The organism is Stenotrophomonas sp. MYb238 (assembly GCF_009496535.1).
In the GTDB taxonomy this organism is placed as follows: domain Bacteria; phylum Pseudomonadota; class Gammaproteobacteria; order Xanthomonadales; family Xanthomonadaceae; genus Stenotrophomonas.
Window position 1 is genome coordinate 32,095 of record NZ_WIDL01000010.1, and the last position, 21,774, is coordinate 53,868.

General features: G+C 70.9%; 19 protein-coding genes. 14 read left to right on the plus strand and 5 right to left on the minus strand.

All coding sequences use genetic code 11. The annotated features are described in order from the left end of the window. Positions 1 to 4: 4 nt before the first annotated feature. Entirely contained in the window at positions 5 to 2,092 is a 2,088-nt protein-coding gene (locus tag CQ393_RS08510; RefSeq protein WP_153191131.1) for a gluconolaconase, read from the plus strand. 25 nt (positions 2,093 to 2,117) lie between these two features. On the opposite strand, the gene CQ393_RS08515 is transcribed toward CQ393_RS08510, so the two are convergent. Then, positions 2,118 to 2,492 (minus strand): YciI family protein, encoded by a 375-nt coding sequence (locus tag CQ393_RS08515; RefSeq protein WP_153191132.1) that lies wholly within the window; start codon positions 2,490 to 2,492, stop codon positions 2,118 to 2,120. Between the two features lie 165 nt (positions 2,493 to 2,657). Between CQ393_RS08515 and CQ393_RS08520 the strand changes: the two genes are divergently transcribed. The 9 genes from CQ393_RS08520 to CQ393_RS08560 all read left to right on the plus strand — a co-directional run bounded on the left by CQ393_RS08520 (position 2,658) and on the right by CQ393_RS08560 (position 10,287). After that, a complete protein-coding gene (locus CQ393_RS08520) occupies positions 2,658 to 3,089 on the plus strand; it encodes a YciI family protein (RefSeq protein WP_153191133.1) in 432 nt (143 codons plus the stop codon). 22 nt (positions 3,090 to 3,111) lie between these two features. Beyond that, the gene (locus tag CQ393_RS08525) at positions 3,112 to 3,546 is read left to right on the plus strand and encodes a VOC family protein (protein ID WP_153191134.1); all 435 of its coding nucleotides are present in this window, start codon (positions 3,112 to 3,114) and stop codon (positions 3,544 to 3,546) included. Next, complete coding sequence (locus CQ393_RS08530) at positions 3,543 to 3,953, plus strand: VOC family protein (RefSeq protein WP_343199888.1); 411 nt, start codon at positions 3,543 to 3,545, stop codon at positions 3,951 to 3,953. The genes CQ393_RS08525 and CQ393_RS08530 overlap by 4 nt, the downstream gene beginning before the upstream one ends. A gap of 60 nt (positions 3,954 to 4,013) precedes the next feature. Further along, positions 4,014 to 4,370, plus strand: coding sequence for a DUF1428 domain-containing protein (locus tag CQ393_RS08535; RefSeq protein WP_153191136.1), 357 nt, complete (start codon positions 4,014 to 4,016; stop codon positions 4,368 to 4,370). A gap of 54 nt (positions 4,371 to 4,424) precedes the next feature. After that, on the plus strand, positions 4,425 to 5,678 hold the full coding sequence (locus CQ393_RS08540) for an RNA polymerase sigma factor (RefSeq protein WP_228114372.1): 1,254 nt from the start codon (positions 4,425 to 4,427) through the stop codon (positions 5,676 to 5,678). Positions 5,679 to 6,015: 337 nt separating this feature from the next. After that, complete coding sequence (locus CQ393_RS08545) at positions 6,016 to 7,665, plus strand: M28 family metallopeptidase (protein WP_343199892.1); 1,650 nt, start codon at positions 6,016 to 6,018, stop codon at positions 7,663 to 7,665. Positions 7,666 to 7,875: 210 nt separating this feature from the next. Continuing rightward, positions 7,876 to 9,147 (plus strand): histidine kinase, encoded by a 1,272-nt coding sequence (locus CQ393_RS08550; RefSeq protein ID WP_153191138.1) that lies wholly within the window; start codon positions 7,876 to 7,878, stop codon positions 9,145 to 9,147. Beyond that, positions 9,137 to 9,910 carry a LytTR family DNA-binding domain-containing protein gene (locus CQ393_RS08555; protein WP_153191139.1) on the plus strand — a complete coding sequence of 258 codons (774 nt, stop codon included), beginning with the start codon at positions 9,137 to 9,139 and terminating at the stop codon, positions 9,908 to 9,910. The genes CQ393_RS08550 and CQ393_RS08555 overlap by 11 nt, the downstream gene beginning before the upstream one ends. 32 nt (positions 9,911 to 9,942) lie before the next feature. Next, the gene (locus tag CQ393_RS08560) at positions 9,943 to 10,287 is read left to right on the plus strand and encodes a hypothetical protein (protein WP_228114373.1); all 345 of its coding nucleotides are present in this window, start codon (positions 9,943 to 9,945) and stop codon (positions 10,285 to 10,287) included. A 277-nt stretch (positions 10,288 to 10,564) separates the two neighbouring features. Here CQ393_RS08560 and CQ393_RS08565 read toward each other — a convergent pair whose 3' ends face one another. Beyond that, positions 10,565 to 11,167 (minus strand): hypothetical protein, encoded by a 603-nt coding sequence (locus CQ393_RS08565; RefSeq protein ID WP_153191140.1) that lies wholly within the window; start codon positions 11,165 to 11,167, stop codon positions 10,565 to 10,567. A gap of 333 nt (positions 11,168 to 11,500) precedes the next feature. On the opposite strand from CQ393_RS08565, the gene CQ393_RS08570 reads away from it, so the two are divergent. Continuing rightward, the gene (locus CQ393_RS08570) at positions 11,501 to 12,421 is read left to right on the plus strand and encodes an oxygenase MpaB family protein (protein ID WP_153191141.1); all 921 of its coding nucleotides are present in this window, start codon (positions 11,501 to 11,503) and stop codon (positions 12,419 to 12,421) included. A 72-nt stretch (positions 12,422 to 12,493) separates the two neighbouring features. Here the strand turns inward: CQ393_RS08570 and CQ393_RS08575 are convergent, their stop codons facing one another. After that, positions 12,494 to 14,596, minus strand: a complete 2,103-nt coding sequence (locus tag CQ393_RS08575; protein ID WP_153191142.1) for a M13 family metallopeptidase — start codon at positions 14,594 to 14,596, stop codon at positions 12,494 to 12,496. Between the two features lie 314 nt (positions 14,597 to 14,910). Here CQ393_RS08575 and CQ393_RS08580 point away from each other — a divergent pair, with 314 nt between their 5' ends. Beyond that, a complete protein-coding gene (locus CQ393_RS08580; protein ID WP_228114374.1) occupies positions 14,911 to 17,844 on the plus strand; it encodes an EAL domain-containing protein in 2,934 nt (977 codons plus the stop codon). Here the strand turns inward: CQ393_RS08580 and CQ393_RS08585 are convergent. Beyond that, on the minus strand, positions 17,836 to 18,744 hold the full coding sequence (locus tag CQ393_RS08585) for a LysR family transcriptional regulator (RefSeq protein ID WP_153191144.1): 909 nt from the start codon (positions 18,742 to 18,744) through the stop codon (positions 17,836 to 17,838). The genes CQ393_RS08580 and CQ393_RS08585 overlap by 9 nt on opposite strands. A gap of 101 nt (positions 18,745 to 18,845) precedes the next feature. On the opposite strand from CQ393_RS08585, the gene CQ393_RS08590 reads away from it, so the two are divergent. Both CQ393_RS08590 and CQ393_RS08595 read left to right on the plus strand, forming a co-directional pair. Then, positions 18,846 to 19,646, plus strand: a complete 801-nt coding sequence (locus CQ393_RS08590) for a class III extradiol ring-cleavage dioxygenase (protein ID WP_153191145.1) — start codon at positions 18,846 to 18,848, stop codon at positions 19,644 to 19,646. A 102-nt stretch (positions 19,647 to 19,748) separates the two neighbouring features. Further along, positions 19,749 to 21,395, plus strand: a complete 1,647-nt coding sequence (locus tag CQ393_RS08595) for a Na+/H+ antiporter (protein WP_153191146.1) — start codon at positions 19,749 to 19,751, stop codon at positions 21,393 to 21,395. 118 nt (positions 21,396 to 21,513) lie between these two features. On the opposite strand, the gene CQ393_RS08600 is transcribed toward CQ393_RS08595, so the two are convergent. Then, positions 21,514 to 21,759 carry a DUF3297 family protein gene (locus CQ393_RS08600; protein ID WP_153191147.1) on the minus strand — a complete coding sequence of 82 codons (246 nt, stop codon included), beginning with the start codon at positions 21,757 to 21,759 and terminating at the stop codon, positions 21,514 to 21,516. Positions 21,760 to 21,774 lie beyond the last annotated feature (15 nt).

Below are 21,774 nucleotides of genomic sequence, written 5' to 3' on the forward strand. Positions count from 1 at the left end.
GTACATGGAACGCAGGCATTGGGTGATGGTCGTGGCGGCGCTGACGGCGGGCGCGCTGGCGGCCAGCTATCTGTGGGCGCCGCGGACGCCGCTGCCGCAGGCGCCGGCCGCCACGCCGCTGGGCTGGCGCGCGCAGGTCGACCTGCTGGCGGGCGATGGCATCGAAGGCGACAGCGTCGGCGCCGGTGCGCAGAGCCGCTTCAGCGATCCCTGGGGCGTGGCGATGGACGCCGGCGGCACGCTCTACGTGGCCGATGCGGGCGACAACAACCGCATCCTCTACCGCTGGCTGGACGGCGCGTTCCATGTACTGGCCGGCGGCCGCGAGGGCTTCGCCGACGGCCGCGGCGAAGCCGCCGCGTTCAATACGCCCTCGGGTCTCGCGCTGGACCGGCACGGCAACCTGTACGTCGCCGACACCGGCAACCATGCGATCCGCAAGGTCACCCCGCTGGGCGAGGTGAGCACCCTGGCCGGGGACGGCACGCCCGGTTTCGCCGACGGCATCGGGCGGCAGGCGCGCTTCGACGGCCCGATGGGCGTGGCGGTGGACGCGCAGGGGCGCGTCTACGTGGCAGATACCTGGAACGACCGCATCCGCGTGATCGAGCCGGACGGCCGGGTGTGGACGCTGGCCGGCGGCGACCGCCCAGGCTGGGTCGATGGCCAGGGCGGCGCGGCGCGCTTCGATACCCCGACCGACCTCAAGCTCGACGCCGACGGCGTGCTGTGGGTGGCGGACCTGCGCAACGACGCGCTGCGTACCGTCACCGCGTCGGGCCAGGTCGCCACGCGGATCGGCGGACCCGACGGCGAGCGGCGGCTGTGGGGACCGATGACCCTGGCGCTCACCCATGATGGCGTCGCCTACGTCGGCGAGCGCATCACCGGCCGCGTGGTGCAGGTCTCGCCGACGGGACACGTGATGGCCGTGGCCGGCGACGCGCAACGGTTCGCGCGGCCGGCGGGCATCGCGCTGGCGCCGGACGGAAGCCTGCTGCTCGGCGACGCCGATGCCTACCGCATCCACCACCTGCGGCCGCAGGCCGCCGGGACGGCGCAGGCGCAGGCGCAGGCGCAGGTCGGCCCGGCGATGGACAATCCGCTGCCGCGCAACGAAGGGCGCTGGCCGCTGGCGCCGCAGCTGGGCTGGCACGAAGTGGTGGGCACGCTGGGCGAGGTGCGCGGCAACTTCAGCGGCGAGAGCCGCCACCACTTGCACGGCGGCTTCGACATCCGCGGCGACGTCGGGCAGACGGTGCTGGCCGTCGCCGCCGCCAAGGTCGGCAGCCCGGTGGCGACCTGGAGCCTGGGCGGGCAGGCCGAAGGCCTGTCGCTGGACACGCTGGACTACATCCACATGAAGGTGGGCCGGGATGCGGCCGGCCGGCCGCTCGATCCCGCGCGCTTCCAGCTGGTGTACGACGAGGCCGGGCAGCTGGAACGCGTGCGCGTGCGCCGCGGCACGCGCTTCAACCCCGGCGACGCGCTGGGCAGCATCAACAGCCAGGCCCACGTGCACCTGGCGGTCGGGCCATCCGGCTACGAGCGCAACGCCGTGCGGCTGGGCTTCGCCAACTATGCCGACCATGTGCCGCCGCGCATCGACGACATCGCCCTGCTCGATGCCCAGGGCCAACGGCTGCGCGAAAGCCGCGACGGCCGCCTGGCGGTGCCGCGCGATGCCGGTGGGTTGCAACTGGTGGTCGAGGCCTGGGACCAGGTGGACGACAACCTGCCGCGCCGCCGGCTCGGCCTGTACGCGCTGGGCTACCAGATCCTCGATGCCGGCGGGCGGCCGCTGCCCGGCTACGAGCAGCCGCGCATGAACATCGAGTTCAACCGAATGCCGCCGCAGTCCGACGCGGCGAAGGTCGCCTACGCCGAGGACAGCGGCATCACCGTCCACGGCAGCGCGGTGACGCGGTTCCGCTACGTGCTCACCAACACCGTGCGCGATGGGCAGCTGGCGACCGGCGCGTTGCAGACCGAAGCGTTGCCGCCCGGGGAGTACGTGATTCGCATCACCGCCAGGGACTACAGCGGCAACGAGGCGGTCGCGCGCCGGGAGCTGCCGATCACCGTGTCCTGAGCGGTCGCGCGCCGGAGGCGGGTGCTCAGGCGTCCAGCCGCTCCCGCTCGGCCTGCAGGTCCTCGACCTCGCGCACCTCGATGCTGCCGTAGGCCGCCCATGGGAACTGGCGGGCGATGCGCATCGCCTCCTCGGCATTGGCGGCCTCGATCAGGTTGAAGCCGGCCAGGATCTCGCGGGTCTCGGCGAACGGGCCGTCGATGATGCGCGGCTGGCCGCCGCGCGTGCGTAGGGTGCGGGCGCTGGCCGGGGGCTGCAGCTTCTGCGACATCAGCAGGGTGCCCTGCGCCTGCAGGGCATCGGCGTGGACCAGGCACGAACGCATCTGCGCGTCGTACTCGTGCGGCGGCAGCGACTGCAGCAGTTCCGGGTCGATGTAGATCAGCAGCAGGAATTTCATGGAAGGGGCCGGTCGGAGTGAGCCGCCATGATGGCGCAGGGAGCCGGTCGCGCGGCGATCATTAACGCGTTCATGAAAAAGATCTGCCGCATTGTCGATTCCGCCGGCGCCGGTTCGTCGTACCGGGTGTGAAGCGGATCGTCCGGTCCGCAACCGGGAAACACGATGAAAGTGATGGTGATCGTGAAGGCGACGGCCGACAGCGAGGCCGGCGTCATGCCGACCCAGGCCGAACTGGCGGCGATGGGCGCCTACAACGAGCGGCTGGTGGAGGCCGGCATCATGCTGGCCGGCGAGGGCCTGCACCCGAGCCGGCGCGGCGCGCGGGTGCGCTTCGACGGCGCCCAGCGCCGGGTCATCGACGGCCCGTTCGCCGAGACCAGGGAACTCATCGCCGGCTTCTGGCTGTGGCAGGTCCGCTCCATGGACGAGGCGGTGGAGTGGCTCACCCGCGCCCCGTTCGATGCCGACGGCGCGGCGCCGGTGGAAGTGGAGATCCGCCCGCTGTTCGAGGCCGAGGATTTCGGCGAAGCCTTCACCCCCGAGCTGCGCGCGCAGGAGCAACGTCTGCGCGAACGCATCGAACGCAACGACTGATCCGACTACGAGGAGACGCACGATGAAACTGATTCCCTTCCTGGGCTTCAACGGCAATACCCACGAGGCGATGGCGTTCTACGCCAGGGCGCTGGGCGGCAAGGTGGTATCGGAAATGAAATACGGCGACATGCCGCCCGGCGACATGGACGGCGACGGCTGCGGCGGCTTCAGTCCCACGCCCGACCAGGTGGCGCACTGCCAGGTCGAGGCCGGCGGCGCGATCCTGATGGCGGCCGATGGCCCGCCGGCGGAAGGACCGTGCGCCACCACCATCAACGTCGACGTGGACAGCATCGAGGAAGCCGAACGCGTGTTCGCTGCGCTGGCCGAAGGCGGCCAGGTACAGATGCCGCTGGCCGAGACGTTCTGGGCCAGACGCTGGGGCATGCTGGTGGACCGCTACGGCAAGCCGTGGATGGTCAACTGCATGAAGCCGATGGACGGGGGGCAGTGACGATGGCCACGCCGCAGATGATCTTCGTCAACCTGCCGGTGCGCGACCTGGACGCGTCCAAGACGTTCTTCGCCGCGCTCGGCTATGCCTTCAACCCGCAGTTCACCAACCAGGACGCGGCCTGCATGGTCGTCAGCGAGAGCATCTACGTGATGCTGCTGATGGAGCCGTTCTTCCAGACCTTCACTCCGCAGCCGGTGTGCGACGCGCGCCGGCAGACCGAGGTCATCACCTGCCTGTCGGTGGCCGACCGTGCGGCGGTGGACGAGCTGGTGGACAAGGCGCTGGCCGCCGGCGCGAGCGAACCGATGCCGGCGCGCGACTACGGCTTCATGTACCAGCGCGGCTTCCAGGACCTGGACGGTCACCTGTGGGAAATCGCCTACATGGACGGCGAACCGCGCTGATCCGCCGGCGGCCGCGCCCCGCGCGGCCGCTTCCGTGTTCCCCATAGCCAGGAGACGACGATGAGTTACGTGGATGGTTTCGTACTGCCGGTGCCGCAGGCGCGGCTGGCCGAGTACCGGCGCATGGCCCGCCTGGGCGGCAAGGTGTGGAAGGAGCATGGCGCGCTGGCCTATCTGGAAGCGGTGGCCGACGACGTCAAGCCGGGCAAGCGCACCTCGTTCCCGCAGGCGGTCAAGCTCAAGCCCGGCGAAGTGGTGATCTTCGCCTACATCCTCTACCGCTCGCGCGCGCACCGCGACCGGGTCAACGCCAAGGCCATGGCCGATCCGCGCCTGGCCGGCATGGACGCCAAGACCGTGCCGTTCGACGGCAAGCGCATGTTCTGGGGTGGATTCAAGGCCTTCGTCGAGCTGTGACGCACGGCGCGCGCGCTTGCACGCGCCGTGGCGCGGTGGTGTGATCGCGGGTCGATGGAAACCCGCGAACTCCAGCGCAGGCTCGACACGGTGTGGCGCATGGAGTCGCCGCGTCTGATCGCGCGGCTGGCGCGCATGCTGGGCGACCTGGACAGCGCCGAGGAACTGGCCCAGGACGCGCTGGTCGCCGCGCTGGAACACTGGCCCTCGCACGGCGTGCCCGACAACCCCGCCGCGTGGCTGATGACCACCGCCCAGCGCCGGGCGATCGACCTGCTGCGCCAGCGCCGCCTGCATGCCGGCAAGCACGAGGCGATGGCGCAGGAACCGGACCATCGGGGGAGCGTGGTGCGCGACCACGAGCGCGAAGTGGAAGACGACATCGGCGACGACCTGCTGCGCCTGCTGTTCGTCGCCTGCCATCCCGCGCTGCCGGCCGACGCGCGCGTGGCGCTGACCCTGCGCCTGCTGTGCGGCCTGAGCACGGCCGAGATCGCGCGCGCGTTCCTGCTGCCGGAACCGACCATCGCCCAGCGCATCGTGCGCGCCAAGCGCACGCTGGCCGAGCGCGGCGTGGCATTCGAGGTGCCGCGGCGCAAGGCGCTGCCGCAGCGCCTGCGGTCGGTGCTGGAAGTGCTCTACCTGGTCTTCAACGAAGGCTATGCCGCCAGCCACGGCGACGACTGGATGCGCCCGGCGCTGTGCGGGGAAGCACTGCGCCTGGGGCGCGTGCTGGCCGGGCTGATGCCCGCCTCGGCGCCGGTGCTGGGGCTGCTGGCGCTGATGGAACTGCAGGCCTCGCGCATGAACGCGCGCACCGGCGCCGACGGCGCCGCGGTGCTGCTGATGGACCAGGACCGCGGCCGCTGGGACTGGCTGCAGATCGGCCGCGGCCAGGCCGCGCTGGAAAAGGCGCTGGCCCTGGGAGGCGAGGACGACGCCTACGTGCTGCAGGCGGCCATCGCCGGCTGCCATGCGCGGGCGCGCCGCGCCGCGCAGACCGACTGGCCGCGCATCGCGCAGCTATACGCGCAGCTGGCGGCGGTCATGCCCTCGCCGGTGGTCGAACTGAACCGCACCGTCGCGGTGGCGCGCGCGCAGGGGCCGCAGGCTGCATGGCCGCTGCTGGAAGCCCTGCAGGAAGACGGCCGGCTGGACGACTACGCGCCGCTGCAGGCCGTGCGCGGCGACCTGCTCGAACAGCTGGGCCGCCGCGACGAAGCGCGCGGCGCGTTCGAGCGCGCCGCCGGCCTGAGCGGCAATGCGCGCGAACGCGACGCCCTGCTGGCGCGCGCGGCGAACCTGTAATCGCGACACGCGGTTGCCGGTCCGCAGGTGCCGGGTTTGCCGGGCACGGCTTCTGCAAAGCTTCATGCGCGGGCAGGCGCTGCATCCAAGGAGCACGCAGGTTGCGGGAACGCGCCCGCAGGTGCCGTCTCGCCCGGCACGGGGCTTCGCGGGAAGGCCCATGCGGGGCGAGCCCCGCATCTGCGACCTGCAAAGCTCCATGCGGCACAAGCCCCGCCTCTACGGCGGCTGGTTTCCTCCTTGCCGACGCGGGCAACCGCCTGTGCTTTCCGGCACTGCCCGCCTGGCCGCGGTGCTGGCTACACTCCAGCGGTTGTTCGATCCCTTGGAGATGGATGTGAAACGAATCGTGATCAGCCTGCTGGCGATGTCGGTGTCCACCGCATTGATGGCCGCGCCGCCGAAGTTCGACGGCGCGCGCATTTCCGCCGACGTGAAGGAACTGGCTTCCGATGCCTATGAAGGCCGTTCGCCGGCCACCGCCGGCGAGGAGAAGACCGTCGCCTACCTGAGCCGGCAGTTCGCCGATGCCGGGCTGCAGCCCGGGGGCGACCTGCAGGACGGCAAGCGCCTGTGGACCCAGGCGGTGCCGCTGCTCAAGGGCGACATCGTCGGCAAGCCGCAGCTGTCGCTGTCCAGCAAGGGCAAGCCGCAGGCGCTGACCCAGGGCCAGGAGATCGCCGTGCGCGCGGCCATGAACGGCGACAGCGCGGTGGCGATCGAGGACGCGCCGCTGGTGTTCGTCGGCTATGGCGTCAAGGCGCCGGAGCGCGACTGGGACGACTTCAAGGGCGTGGACCTGAAGGGCAAGATCGCGGTGATGCTGATCAACGACCCGGACTTCGAGAGCGGCGTCGGCGATTTCGACGGCAAGGGCATGACCTACTACGGCCGCTGGACCTACAAGTACGAGGAAGGCGCGCGCCAGGGCGCGGCCGGCGTGCTGATCGTGCACGAGACCGCGCCGGCCTCCTACGGCTGGGCGACGGTGGCCGGTTCCAACACCAACACCATGTTCGACGTGGTGCGCGACGACCCGGCCGCGGCGCACCCGCCGCTGGAAGGCTGGATCCAGCGCGACCTGGCGGTGGACCTGTTCAAGCGCGCCGGCCTGGACTTCGAGGCGCTGAAGAAACAGGCGCAGTCGCGCGACTTCCGTCCGGTGGAGCTGAAGGGCGAGACCTTCTCGGCCAACTACGCGGTCAAGACCGAGGTCATCACCTCGCACAACGTGGTCGCGCGCCTGGAGGGCGGCAGCCATCCGGACGAGACCGTGCTCTATTCCGCGCACTGGGACCACATCGGCGTCGGCGAGCCGGACGCGCGCGGCGACCGCATCTTCAATGGCGCGCTGGACAACGCCAGCGGCACCGCCGCGCTGCTGGAACTGGCCCGCGGCTTCGCCAAGGCGCCGCGTCCGCAGCGTTCGGTGGTGTTCCTGGCGGTCACCGCCGAAGAGAAGGGTCTGCTCGGTTCGGAGTACTACGCCAGCCATCCGCTGTACCCGCTGGGCAAGACCGTGGCGCTGATCAACATGGACGGCATGGCGCCGTTCGGCCCGTCGCGCGATTTCGGCATCTACGGCTCGGCGCGTTTCGAGCTGCTGGACCAGCTCAAGGACGTGGCCAAGGGCTGGGACATCCGCTACACCCCGGATCCAAAGCCGGAAGCCGGCCTGTTCTTCCGCTCCGACCACTTCCCGTTCGCCAAGCGCGGCGTGCCGGCGCTGTCGTACTCGGCCGGGCAGGACTGGATCGACGGCGGCGTGACAGCCGGCAAGAAGGCCTCCGACGACTACACCGCCAAGCGCTACCACCAGCAGGGCGACGAATGGCAGGCCGACTGGACCTTCGCCGGCGCCGCGCGCGACCTGGAAGTGGTCTACACGCTGGGCGAGCAGCTGGCCAACTCCCGCGCCTGGCCGAACTGGAGCGCCGACGAGCCGTTCCGCGCCGTCCGCGACGCCAGCGCCGACGAGCGCCGCTGAAGGCGCCACTGGCCGCGCCCATCCCGTGGGGATGGGCGCGGCCACTCTCTGGACGCCGCCCGCAACGGGCGGCGTCCGCGTTTTGCGCCGGTGGATTCCGGCCGCCGGCAGCGGCATTCGTGCCCCCGATTCCTGCCTTCGTCACACACCGCTTGTAAGCCCCGGTCCAGCGCCTATGCTCGCCACCACTGTCCAGCCGGGAACGCCGCCATGATCGCCAGCCTGTGGTTCTGCTTCCGCATCCTCGTGGCCTGGGTGCTGGCGCTGATCGTGCTCGGCGTGCTCTGGTCCAACCTGTTCGGCGGCCCGGGCGCGGTGTTCGTGCTGCTGGTGGTCGGCCTGCTGGTGCTGGCGGTGGTGAACACCGCCAGCCACCTGCGTCGGGTCAAGCTGGTGGCCGGGCGCCTGGACCACGACAGCCTGTCCAGCCGCCAGCAGCGCCGGATCGAACTGCCGCTCGATGCCGGGCAGGCCTTCGCGTTGGTCGAGTCGGTCGTCGCCGGCCTGCCGCGGGTCATGAACATCGAAAGCTCGCCCGGCAGCCTGCAGGTGCGGGCGCGGATCGCGCGCGCCGATTCCCGCAGCGCGCCGCCGTCGCGCTGGAACCCGCTGGCGTGGCTGGCGGTCAAGCACGACCGGGTGCTGGCGACGGTTACGCCGGGCCAGGGCACCAGCAGCGTCGCGCTCCTGTTCGAGCCCGATGCCGGCGCGTGGGTGGACCTGCTGCTGGCCGACGAGGGCAGCAACCGCGAGAACGCCGAGGCGCTCAGCCGGGCGATGAGCCGCCGCGTGGCCGAGCAGCGCCGCGACGAGCGCGAGTCGGCCGCGCGCACCGAGGCCGAGAAGGAACTGAGCGTGGCGCGCCTGAACCTGCTGCACGCGCAGGTCGAGCCGCACTTCCTCTACAACACGCTGGCCAACGCGCAGGTGCTGACCCGCACCGATCCCGAACGCGCCGACCGCATGCTCGGCCACCTGATCCAGTACCTGCGCAGCTCGCTGCCGGGCATCGACCAGTCCGTGTCCACGCTCGGGCAGGAACTGGAGCGGGTGCAGGCCTACCTGGAAATCCTGCGCATCCGCATGGGCGCGCGGCTGGCGGTGCAGGTCGACGTGCCCGAATCGCTGCACGATGTCGCGCTGCCGTCGATGGCCCTGCAGACGCTGGTGGAGAACGCGATCAAGCATGGGCTGGAACCCAAGCCCGGCGGCGGCACGATCTGGCTGCTGGCGCGCGAATCGGACGGGCAGGTCAACCTCACCGTGGCCGACGACGGCCAGGGCTTCGGCGGCACCAGCAGTGGCACCGGCATCGGCCTGAAGAACCTGCGCGAACGCCTGCGCCTGACCTGCGGAGCGGACACCGCCTTCGCCCTGGTCTCCAACTTCCCCAGCGGCGCGGCCGCGACCCTCACCCTGCCGCGCAGGAGCGTCGCACCGCCGGCCGTTCCGCCCATGCTGGAGCCGCGCCATGCACCTTGATGCCCTGATCGCCGAAGACGAACCGCTGCTGCGCCAAGCGCTGGCCGCGCAGCTGCAGCGGCTGTGGCCGGAGCTGCGCATCGTGGCCGAGTGCGAGGACGGCGCCGCCGCGCTGGAAGCGCTGGAAACGCTGAAGCCGGACCTGGCCTTCCTCGACATCCGCATGCCCGGCGTCACCGGCATCGACGTTGCCCGCGCGCTGGAAACGCTCAGCCCGCAGACCCAGGTGGTGTTCATCACCGCCTACGACCAGTACGCCATCGACGCCTTCGAGCGCGGCGCGGTCGATTACCTGCTCAAGCCGGTGGCCGACGAGCGTCTGCTGGCCACGCGCCAGCGCCTGCTCGCGCGCCTGCAGGCCGGCGCGCCGGACCGGCGCCTGCTGGACCAGCTGCTGGAGCAGCTGGCGCGGCGGCCGGCCGGCAAGAGCGACGCGCCGCCGCTGGCCTGGATCACCGCCAGCAACGGCCGCGAGACGCGGCTGGTGATGCTGGAGGAGGTGCTGTATTTCCGCGCCGACAGCAAATACACCGCGGTGGTCACCGCCGGCGAGGAACTGCTGCTGCGCAGCTCGCTGCGCGAGCTGGCCGAAGCGCTCGACCCGCAGTGTTTCCGCCAGGTGCACCGCTCCACCATCGTCAACATGAAGGCGGTGGCGGCGGTGAGCCGCGACGACAGCGGGCGCGGCGTGCTGCGCCTGAAGGACCGCAGCGAGACGCTGGTGGTCAGCCAACCCTTCATGAGCCTGTTCCGCGGCATGTAAGTTCCGGCCGTGGCCGTACAAGGAGAAGTGCCATGCAGTACCTGACTTTCCTGCTCGGCAGCCTGCTGGCGATGCTGGGCTACCGCGAACCGCACGGACAGACCTCGATCGTCCGCGTCAGCGGCGAGCAGTCCGTGCTCAGCCGCACCACGGTGTCCGGCGGCCTGGCCCGCTTCCAGTGCCTGCAGAGCGACAGCGGCAACTGTTTCTACCGGCTCTACCGCGAGCAGTGCAGCGACGAGGCGGCCGGCGAACTGTGCCGGCGGCAACCGCTGGACGATTTCAGCGTGATGGTCGGCGGCGTGCGCGAAGTGCACGGGTTGCCGGCCGGTTTCGGCCAGCAGGTGCGCGCCCGGGAAGCGCAGCGCCGCGATTGAGATCTTCCTTCTCCCATCGGGAGACAGCCCGGCAGGACTGCCGGGCTGCACGGCGAAGCCGCCCGAAGGGTGAGGCACATGGATGTGCCGAATGCAGGTGCCCCGAAGGGGCGGATGTGAGGTACGGGGCCGCGTGCACCCTGCTCATTCAGGCGACGGCGCCCGATTGTTCTCCATCCGGGCGCATGGCGACGCGTTCATCATCGCAATTACCCGCGACTCTTACGGCACCTCACCGCGACCCCTCACCCCGGAGGGAGAGGGGCCTGGTTCCGCGTCAGAACGCCGGCTGCAGCCGCAGCCCGTCGTCGCCGATGTGGTTGAGCTTGCCGACCAGTTCCGAATGCTGCCGCATGCGGCCCAGCTCGCGCATGATTCGGATGTCCTCGTGGCGCAGTTCGCGCCGGGACGCCACCGCCTGCTTGTAATCCAGAACTTCCGGATAGTGCTGGGCCATTTCCAGCGCGTCGGCCACGGTTTCCACGCTGTCGGCGTCGGAACTGATGCGGGCGCGGCTGTTGAAGGCCTTCATCCAGCGCTCGAAGCCGGCGGTGTGGTCGAACATGTTGGCCATGAACCAGATCACGAACAGGATCGACACCCACGAGCCGAACACGATGACCACGCGGGTGAAGGTGATGTGGAAATCGTCGCGCCAGAGGTAGTTGGTGATCAGGCCCAGGATCAGCAGCGAGGACGCCTGCCAGAGCACGATCGACGCCATCAGCCACTGGCACTTGGCCTTGGCCAGCACGCCCACCTCGTCGCGTATCTGCTCGTCGCTCAGGTTCTTCCAGTGCTCGACCTGCTTCTCGAACGGACTGCTGTACAACTCATTGTCCTGCAGCAACAAACCCAAACCCTTGAACAGCGCGATCATGTGGAGCTCCTTGCAGATACCTGGCTGGAACGAGCGACGGATACGGCGTGGAACGATCTGGCGCTTCCAGTTCTAGCACTTTCGTCCGGCTTGGCAATGGGGGCGGCGCGAAGAACCGGCAGCCGTGCGCATGGGGGGCAGGGCGGTGTGGCGCGGCTTTTTGCGCTGCGTCATGGCGCAAGTGGCGGAATTGGAAATCGAAAACGCGCCTGCATGCTGCATGCGCACAAGGCGTGCGTGAATGCCGCGTATTTTCAGTTCGGACACAGGCAGGCGGGGCGATGCACGTCCCGCGCGGGGAGCATGCGCGGACGCTCCGCTAGGATGGCCTCCATGCCGCTCCTGCCCGGACCCGTTTCCGCCATCGCCACCGCCCGGATCCGGCGCTGGGTGCTCGATGCCTTCCCGCGCGACCGCAGCGGCATCGCGTACGACGCGCCGCCGGGCGACCCGGGCTGGTTCGGCCCGGACAGCGTGACCTGGCGCATCCATTCCGAATTCCCGGGCATGCTCGCCGGCGGCCTGTGCGCGCTGATGCTGCAGCTGCTGCACCCGCGCGCGCTGGCCGGCGTGCACGACCACTCCAATTTCCGCGAGGATCTGGTCGGGCGCCTGCGCCGCACCACCGGCTTCGTCGCCGGCACCAGCTACGCACCGGCGGCGGAAGTGGAAAAGCTGGTGGAGCGGGTGCGGCGCATCCATGCGCGCATCGCCGGCACGCTGCCCGACGGCCGCGGCTATGCCGCCGACGATCCGGAACTGCTCACCTGGGTGCACGTCACCGAGGCCTACGGTTTCCTCGAAGGCTGCCGCCGCTACTGCCGCGAGGTGCCGGCGGACATCGCCGACCGCTACTACGACGAATACCGGCGCGTGGCCGAGGCGCTGGGCGCGCGTGAGGTGCCGGCCAGCGAGGCGCAGGTGCGCGACTACTTCGCCGCGCAGCAGCCGCAGCTGTGCATGGATGCGCGCTCGCGCGACGTGCTGGAGGTGCTCGAGGCCATACGCCTGCCGGTGCCGCTGCCGGGCGTGTCGCGCGACCTGTTCCTGTCCGCCGGCGCGGCGCTGCTGCCGGAATGGGCGCAGCGGCTGCTCGGCCACAGCCGCGGCCAGCGCCTGCGCGCGAAGCTGGCCGCGCGCGTGCTGCGCGGGTCGGCGCCGCTGTTCCGCGCCGCGCTCGGCGACGGCATCGCCACCCGCGCCTGCCGGCGCATGGGGCGCGATCCATGCTCGTTGCTGCAGTGGCCGCCATAACGGGGCCTTCTGGCGGGGAAAAGAAAAACGGGCGCCGCGGCGCCCGTTTCCCGCCCGCCTGCCGGCGGCGCGTTACCAGACCTTGACCCGCTTCTCCGGCGTCAGGTACAGCTTCTGGCCTTGTTTGACCTCGAAGGCCGGATACCACGCATCGAGGTTGCGCACGGTCAGCGCGCGGAACTGGCCCGGCGCATGCACGTTGGTCAGCAGCGAGTTGCGCAGCGCCTGCTCGCGCATCTTGCTGCGCCAGGCCTGGGCGAAGCCGAGGAAGAAGCGCTGGTCCGGGGTGAAGCCTTCCAGGTCCTGCGCCGGCTTGCCCTGCTGCGCCATCCGATAGGCGTCGTGCGCGGTCGCCAGGCCGGCCACGTCGGCGATGTTCTCGCCCAGGGTCAGGCGGCCGTTGACGTGCACGCCCGGGAAAGGCTCGTAGCTGCCGAACTGCGCGGCCAGCGCGTCGCCGGCGGCGTTGAACTGCTTCAGGTCTTCGGCCGTCCACCAGTTGTGCAGCCTGCCGGTCTCGTCGAACAGCGCGCCGGCGTTGTCGAAGCCGTGGCTGATCTCGTGGCCGATCACCGCGCCGATGGCGCCGTAGTTGACCGCGTCGTCGGCCGCGCCGTCGAAGAACGGCGGCTGCAGGATCGCGGCCGGGAACACCAGGCGGTTTTCCAGCGGCACGTTCATCGCGTTGATGGTCTGCGGCAGCATCGCCCATTCGCCGTGGTCCACCGGCTGGCCGAGCTTGGCGATGTTGCGCCGGTATTCGAACAGCGCCGCGCGCTGCGCGTTGCCCAGCGCGTCGTCGCGCTTGACCTCCAGCGCGCCGTAGTCGCGCCACGTGTCGGGATAACCCATGCCGACCTTGAGCCCGGCGACCTTGGCCTTGGCGTGCGCCTTGGTCTCCGGCGACATCCATTCCAGCGCGTCGATGCGTCGGGCGAAGGCGGCGATGATGTTCTTCGCCATCTCGTCGGCGCGCGCCTTGGTGGCGGCGTCGAAGTGGCGCTCGACGTAGATCTTGCCGACCGCTTCGCCGATGGCGTTGTTGGTCTCGTTGACGGCGCGCTTCCAGCGCTCGCTCTGCTGCGGGGTGCCGCTCATCGCGGTGCCGTGGAAGGCGAAGTGCGCGTCGGCGAAGGCCTTGGGCAGGTAGGGCGCGGCCTCGTCCAGCGCGTGGAAGGCGAGGTAGTCCTTCCATGCGTCCAGCGGCTCGCTGGCGACCAGCTTCGACAGCCCGGCCACGGCCCTGGGCTGCCAGACGATGAAGTCCTGCTGCGCCGACAGGCCGGCCGCGTCGAGGAACGCGGTCCAGTCCATGCCCGGCGCCCTGGCCGCAAGGTCGGCCTGCTTCCAGGCGTTGGCGCCCTTCTCGACGTCGTTGGTCTCTTCCTGGGTGGCGTGGGCGCGGGCGATCTTCGTTTCCAGCGCGACGATGCGCGCGGCCTTGGCCGCGGCGTCGGCGTCGCCGGACAGTTCCAGCAGCCGCGCGACATAGCCTTCGTAGGCCTTGCGCAGCTCGGCCATGCGCCCGCCTTCCAGGTAGAAGTCGCGATCGGGCATGCCCAGGCCGCCCTGCACCAGATAGGGCGCGTTGCGCTCCGGCTGCAGCAGGTCCACCGACACCCATACGCCGAACAGGTGCGGCGTATAGAAATTGGTGGCGTTGAGCAGGTCCACGTCGGCGCGCAGGCTGGCGCCCAGCGCCGTGGCCAGCGCCTGCCGGTCGGCGATGCCGGCGATGGCCTGCAGCTGCGGCTGCACCGGCGCCGCCCCGCGCGCCTCGATGCCGGCCTCGTCCATGAACGCGGCGTAGTAGTCGCCGATCTTGCGCGCCTCGCCGTCGCCGCCCTTGCCGGCTTCCTCCATGATCGCGCGGGTGTCGGCCAGGGTCTTCTCGTAGATCACGTTGAAGCTGCCGAAGCTGGAACGGTCGGCCGGGATCTCGGTGCGCTGCACCCACTGGCCGTTGGCGAAGTCGAAGAAGTTGTCGCCGGCGGCCACGCTGCGGTCCATGCCGGAGACGTCGAAGCCGAAACTGCCCAGCTGCGCCTTGGCGGCGGCTTCGGCGGGCGCCTTGGCCGGTGTGCCGCCGCTGGCCGCGGGCTTGTCGCCTCCGCAGCCGCCCAGCGACAGCGCGGCACCGAGAGCGAGTGCAAGGATCGAACGTTGCAGGGCCATGACGGCTCCGGGATCGGGAAGGAAGGCGCAGTCTAGTCCCGCGGCCTGCGGCGCGCGCCCTCGATTCCGGCACTTGCCGCTCCTGCACGGATATGCCGCGCACGTCTTCCCGTCGGGGGCGTTTGTGCTGCATGCTGTGAAACGGACATCGATGGCGGCTCCGGGGGGACGGGGCGCATGCATGCTGCGCGCCTGCGCGGATCGCGCGCAGCGGCCGCGGCCTGTGGTTTCCGGTGGCAAGGCGACAAACGACGGAACGAGACCATGCATGCAGACCGACCGCTGACGCAGAGGGGATGCCGGTGCACCGGGCCATGACCCACCCGCTGCGCCAGGTCGTCGCGTTCGGGATCGTGATCGCGCTGCTGCTCGCGGCGGCGTTGGTGATCATGCTGTGGAACGACCGCGACAGCCGCCTGCAGGCGGCGCAGCGGCAGAGCATGGCGCTGGCGACCGGCAGCGACCGCCTGCTGCGCGCGGAACTGACCACGATGGAGCGCGCGCTGCGCGGCGCGGCCCGCGACGGACGCGAGTACTACCGGCAGGTGCCGGAGCAGGCGCCGGCGCTGCTGGCGGCCAGCCTCCGCGGCACGCTCGAGCGCAATACCGACCTGGCCGCGATCACCCTGGTCGACGACACCGGCACGCCGCTGTCCGAAGGCCGCGGCGATCCGACGCTGGCGCGGTGGACGGTGCCGCGCAACCGCGTGCTGGCCGGCGAGCTGTATGTCGGCGGACTGGAAGCCCAGGCCGGCGGCGGCATGGTGCTGGTGACGGCGGTGCCGGTGCAGCCGGGCCAATGGCTGCTGGCACGGGTACGGCTGGCAGTGTTCCAGCGCGTGGTCAGCGGCCTGGATACCGGCCGCCGCGGCGTGGTCTCCATCGGCAGCCGCCACGGCCAGCTGCTGGCGCACAGCCTGGATCCTTCGGCGGTGGAGCGCACGCTGCCGCGCCCGATGCACGTGCCGCGCCAGGCCGACACGGTCCAGGCGCTGGGGGTGGCGACCAGCCCGATGGACGGCGTGCGCCGCGTCGTGGCGGTGAGCGCACCGCGCGACTATCCGCTGATCCTGTTCGCCGGCCTGTCCTACGACGAGGTCATGGCGCCGTGGCGCACCTATTTCTACGTCGCCACCGGCATCTACCTGCTGTACCTGTGCGGGTTCGCCTACCTGTACGGCAGCATGCGCCGCAGCGCGTCGCGCCAGGCGCGGCTGGCCGAGGAACTGCGCACGGGCGCGGCCGAACTGGCGCTGGCCCACCAGGTCGGCAAGGTGGGCACCTGGTCGATCGACAGGAAGGGCGAGAGCGTGCGCTGGTCGGCGCTGACCCGGCGCATGTTCTCCCTGCCCGCGCGGCAGGCGCGCCTGGAGGAGTTCTACGCGCACGTGCACGAGGAGGACCGGCCGTGGCTGCGCCAGCAGGTGGAGCAGGCGACGAAGGCCGGGCGTGCGCTGAACGCGCTGTTCCGGCTGGTGCTGCACGACGGCACCGTGCGCTGGCTGTCGGCGCGCGGCGAGCGCGTGCACGGGCTGGGGCCGCAGCCGCGCATGACCGGTGCGGTGACCGACATCACCGAACGGGTGCGCAACGAGGCGCGCGTGCAGCGCGCCGAGCACCAGTTCCGCCTCGTGTTCGACCGCAATCCGGCGCCGTTCTGGATCTTCGACCTGGCCACGCTGCAGTTCCTGGAGGTGAACCAGGCCGCGATCGACCAGTACGGCTACAGCCGCGAGGAATTCCTGTCCATGACCATCCTCGACATCCGCCCGCGCGAGGGATGGGAGGAGATCCAGCGCACGCTGGAGGAATCCCGCGACGGCAGGATGCCGGCGCCGCAGGTGCGCATGCACCGGCGCCGCGACGGCACCGTGTTCGAGGCGCTGGGGCACCTGGCGCGGCTGGAGTTCGACGGACGCCCGGCCTGCCTGGTGCTGGCCGAGGACGTCAGCCAGCGGCTGGCCTACGAACGCGACCTGGCCTGGCGCGCCAGCCATCATCCCGGCACCGGCCTGCTGACCATAGAGGCGCTGGCCGAGCGGCTGGATGCCGGCGCGGCGGGCTACACCATCGTCCACGCGCAGCTGCGCGGCCTGCAGATGGTGGCCGATACGCTGGGCCGCGAGGCCGGCGACGAAGTGCTGCAGGCGATGGTCGCCCGGCTTGCCACGCTGGGCATGCGCTATGGCCTGCTGGCCTACCAGCCGGCGGAGGATTTCGTGCTGGCCGTCGCCGGCGGGCACGATCCGCAGCAGGCGCTGGAGGCGCTGCGCGAGGCCGTGTCCGAGCCGGTGCGCGGGCGCGATTCCTTCCACCAGCTGGAGCCGCGCATCGGCATGGCGGCCTGCCCGGGCGACGGCGAACGGGCCGACCTGGTGCTGGGGCGCGCGGCGCAGGCGGCCCACGCCGCACGCGAGAACGGCGTGGTCGTGCTGCGTTTCGACCATGCGCTGGCGCAGCGCCATGCCGACAGGCTGCAACTGGCCGGGCGCATCCACCTGGCCATCGAGCGCGACGAGTTCGAGCTCTACTTCCAGCCGATCCGCCACGCCGCCGACGGCTCGCCGGCCGTGCTGGAGGCGCTGCTGCGCTGGCCGCAGCCCGACGGCAGCTTCGTCCCGCCGTCGGATTTCATCCAGCTGTGCGAAGACACCGGCCAGATCATCGCGCTGGGGCGCTGGGTGATCCGCGCCGCCGCGCACGCCGCGCGCGCGCTGGCCGACGCCGGCTGGGACGAGCTGCCGGTCGCGGTCAACGTGTCGGCGGTGCAGTTGTTCAACAGCGACCTGGTGGGCGAATTCGCGGCCGCCTCGGCTGCCTTCGGGCTGCCCTCCGGCGCGCTGCAGATGGAACTGACCGAGAGCAGCCTGATGCGCAATCCCGTCCAGGCCATGCAGATGCTGGAGAGCCTGAGCGCCAGCGGCATCGCCGTGGCGCTGGACGACTTCGGCACCGGTTTCTCCAGCATGTCCTACCTGCAGCACCTGCCGCTGGATTCGCTGAAGATCGACCGCGCCTTCGTCGCCGACGTCGAGCGCAACCCGCGCAACGCCGCCATCTGCCGCGCGCTGCTGTCGCTGGGGCACAGCATGGGCCTGGTGGTGATCGCCGAGGGCGTGGAAACCGAAGGCCAGCTCGACTGGCTGGTCGCGCATGGCTGCGACCAGGTGCAGGGCTACCTGCTGGGCCGGCCGATGCCGCTGCGCGAACTGCTGGCGCTGTTGGCGCTGGCGCGCGATTCAGGGTGAGGGCGGGGCGGCGGCGTCCGTGCCGAGCTGCTCGACCAGGTAGTCGATGAAGCTGCGCACCTTCGGCGCCAGGTGGCTGCGGCTGGCATAGACCGCGTGGATGCCGACCGGCGGCAGGCGCCAGTCCGGCAGCACCGGCACCAGCCGGCCGTCGGACAGGGCCTGGCCGACGATGAAATCGGGCTGGGCGATGATGCCCATGCCGGCGATGGCCGCCTCGCGCAGCACCTCGCCGTTGTTGGCGCGCATGCGCGCCCTGACCGGAACGCTCACTTCTCCCTGTGGGCCCTGCAGCTGCCAGCTGTCGCCGCCGGCCCAGTAGCTGTAGGCCAGGCAGGCGTGCCGCGCCAGGTCGTCCGGTCGCGCCGGCGTGCCGTGGCGCGCCAGATAGGCCGGCGCCGCGCACAGCACGATCGCGGCCTCGGCCAGGCGGCGGGCGATCAGCGCCGGCGCCGGCTGGCGGGTGATGCGGATCGCCAGGTCGAAGCCCTCCTCGACCATGTCCACCTGCCGGTCGGACAGCGACAGGTCCAGCTCCACGTCCGGATGGCGCCCGGCGTAGCCGGGCAGCAGCGGCGCCAGCCGGGCGATGCCGTAGCTGACCGGCGCGTTGATCCGCAGCCGGCCCGAAGGCTGCAGCGCCTGCGCGCCGACCGAGGCCTCCAGCGCGTCGAATTCGGCCAGCAGCTGCACGCAGCGCTGGTAGTAGGCCGCGCCGATGCTGGTCGGGCTTACCCGCCGCGTGGTGCGGTTGAGCAGGCGCGCGGACAGGCGTTTTTCCAGTGCGGCGATCTGCCGGGTGACCGCGGCGGTGGACAGGTCCAGCGCGTCGGCCGCGGCGCTGAAGCCATTGCGCTCGACCACCGCGACGAACACCCGCATGGCATCGATGGTGTCCATTGTTTCGGCTTCGGCAATAAAACGTTGAGGGCGAGGTTATTTGTTGCCCCGCGCCGGGGCAATAACCTGAGCGGCATCGATCTTTACGCGTGGAGACCGCCATGCAATCCCTGCCTACCCTGTACATCTCCCATGGGTCGCCGATGACCGCGCTGCAGCCCGGCCCGATGGGGCCGCGCCTGGCCGAACTGGCCGCGGCGCTGCCGCGCCCGCGCGCCATCGTGATGGCCTCGGCGCACTGGCTGGGCCGCGCGCCGATGGTGTCGGCGGCGGTGCGGCCGGAGACCATCCACGATTTCGGCGGCTTCCCCGACGCGCTGTACCAGTTGCAATACCCGGCCCCCGGCGCGCCGGAACTGGCGCAGGACGTGGCCGCGCGGCTGGCCGCCGCCGGGCTGTCGCCGGCGGTCGATCCGCGGCGCGGGCTCGACCACGGTGCCTGGGTGCCGCTGCGTTTCCTCTATCCGCAGGCCGACGTCCCGGTGCTGCAGCTGTCGATCCAGCCATCGCTGGGGCCGGCGCACCAGTGGGCGATGGGCCGCGCGCTGGCGCCGCTGCGCGAGGACGGCGTGCTGCTGGTCGGCTCGGGCAGCATCACCCACAACCTGCACGACTGGCGCAGCTACGCGCAGGGCGGGGAGGCGCCGTACGTGCGTCCCTTCATCGAATGGGTGGAACGGAAACTGCAGGCCGACGACGTGCCGGCGCTGCTGGACTACCGCCGGCAGGCGCCGTTCGCCGCGCAGGCGCATCCCACCGACGAACACCTGCTGCCGCTGCATTTCGCCATGGGCGCGGCCGGCAGCGACCGGCTCGGCGCGCGGCGCATCGACGCCGGCATCGACATGGGCTTCCTGGCCATGGACATCTACCGCTTCGACGGCGCGGCCGCAGCCGCGTAGCGGATGCGGTGCATGGCGCGTCGATGGCGGCGTGCGGCGCTGTGGTAATTTCCCCGCGTTGTTCCAACCGTCGCTGCCCTGGTGGTGACTTCGCGGGGAAGCATGCACACGATCGAAGTCGTTCTGGCGATGCTGGTGGCCGTGGTCGCCAGCGGCTATCTGGTGAGGATCCTTCCGTTTTCCCTGCCGCTGCCGCTGGTGCAGATCGGCCTGGGCGCGCTGATCTCCGGCGTGTTCAAGCGCGGCCACGCGCTCGAGCCGGACATGTTCTTCCTGCTGTTCCTGCCGCCGCTGCTGTTCCTGGACGGCTGGCGCATTCCCAAGCAGGGCCTGTTCCGCGACAAGGGCGCGATCCTGGAGCTGGCCTTCGGCCTGGTGGTGTTCACCGTGGTCGGCGCCGGCCTGCTGCTGCACTGGCTGATTCCGGCCATGCCGCTGGCGGTGGCGTTCGCGCTGGCGGCGATCGTCTCGCCCACCGATCCGGTGGCGGTGGGCGCCATCGCCTCGCGCGCGCCGATCCCCAAGCGGCTGATGCACATCCTGGAAGGCGAGTCGCTGCTCAACGACGCCTCCGGCCTGGTCTGCTTCCGTTTCGCGGTGGCGGCGGTGATGACCGGCAGCTTCTCGCTGGCGCAGGCCTCGCTGACCTTCCTGTGGGTGGCCTTCGCCGGCCTGGCCATCGGCGTGGCGGTGACCCTGGGCGTGTCCACCTTCCAGCGCTGGCTGTGGCGCAGCTTCGGCGAGGAGCCGGGCGCGGCGCTGCTGGTCAACCTGCTGATTCCCTTCGCCGCCTACCTGCTGGCCGAGGAATTCAACGCGTCGGGCATCCTCGCCGCGGTCGCCGCCGGCATCGCCATGAGCTACGTGGAACTGACCGGCCGCATCAGCGGCAGCATGCGCGTGCAGCGCGCGGCGGTGTGGAACACGGTGCAGTTCAGCTTCAACGGCATCATGTTCGTGCTGCTGGGCGAGCAGCTGCCGGGCATCGTCCAGCGCGCGGTGGACACCATCGCGGTCACCGGCCACAGCCAATGGTGGTGGCTGGCGGTCTACGTGGTGGCGATCAACGCGATGCTGGTGGTGCTGCGCCTGGCCTGGGTATGGCTGTCGCTGCGCTGGAACCTGCTGCGCGCGCGCTGGCGCGGCGAGGAACGCGCCAGCGCGACCTCGTGGCGCGTGGTGCTGGCGATGTCGGTGGCCGGCGTGCGCGGCGCCATCACCCTGGCCGGCGTGCTGACCCTGCCGCTGATGGTGCCCGGCGGCGAGCCGTTCCCGGCGCGCGATCTGGTGATCTTCCTGGCCGCGTCGGTGATCCTGGTGTCGCTGGTCGGCGCCAGCCTGCTGCTGCCGCGGCTGCTGCGCGGGTTGGAACTGCCCAAGGACGACGACAGCCGGCGGGTGGAGGACCTGGCCCGCAAGCTGTCGTCCAAGGCCGCGCTGGCGGCGGTGGAGAAAACGCGCCAGCAGCTGGTGGACGGCCAGACCACCACCAACGTGCAGCTCTACAACGATGCCGCCGCGCGGGTCAGCCTGCTGTACCAGCGCAATCTGGAGAAGGGGCAGGGGCCGGACGAGGACCCGGAGAAGGTGCGGCGCATGGAACAGGCCTACCGCAGCCTGCGCTCGGCCGGGCTCACCGCCGAGCGCGAGGAACTGTTCCGGCTGACGCGGCACGGGCAGATACCCGACGAGGTCGCGCGCAAGCTGATCCGCAACCTGGACCTGCTGGAAAGCCGGCAGCGGGATTGAGGCAGGAACCGGGGAGCAGGAACCGGGAACCGGGAACCGAGGGAAGCGGCGGCGACGGCAGGAACCGCTGCGGTGACTGCTTCCGCTCCTGCCGTTGCCGGTTCCTGCCCTGAACCCCTTACTTGTTCAATTCGAGGAAATACGCCTCGACCGCGCCGTTGATCTTCAGCGTCATCGGGTTGCCGCGGCGGTCGCGGGCCTTGCCGGCCTGGACGCGGATCCAGCCTTCGCTGACCGAGTATTCCTCCACGTCATCGCGCTCGACGCCGTTGAAGCGGATGCCGACGCCGCGCTCGAGGATGGCCGGGTCGTGGAACGGGCTGGTGGGGTTGACCGCCAGGCGATCGGGAGGGGTATCGCTCATGTCACTGTTCGCTGA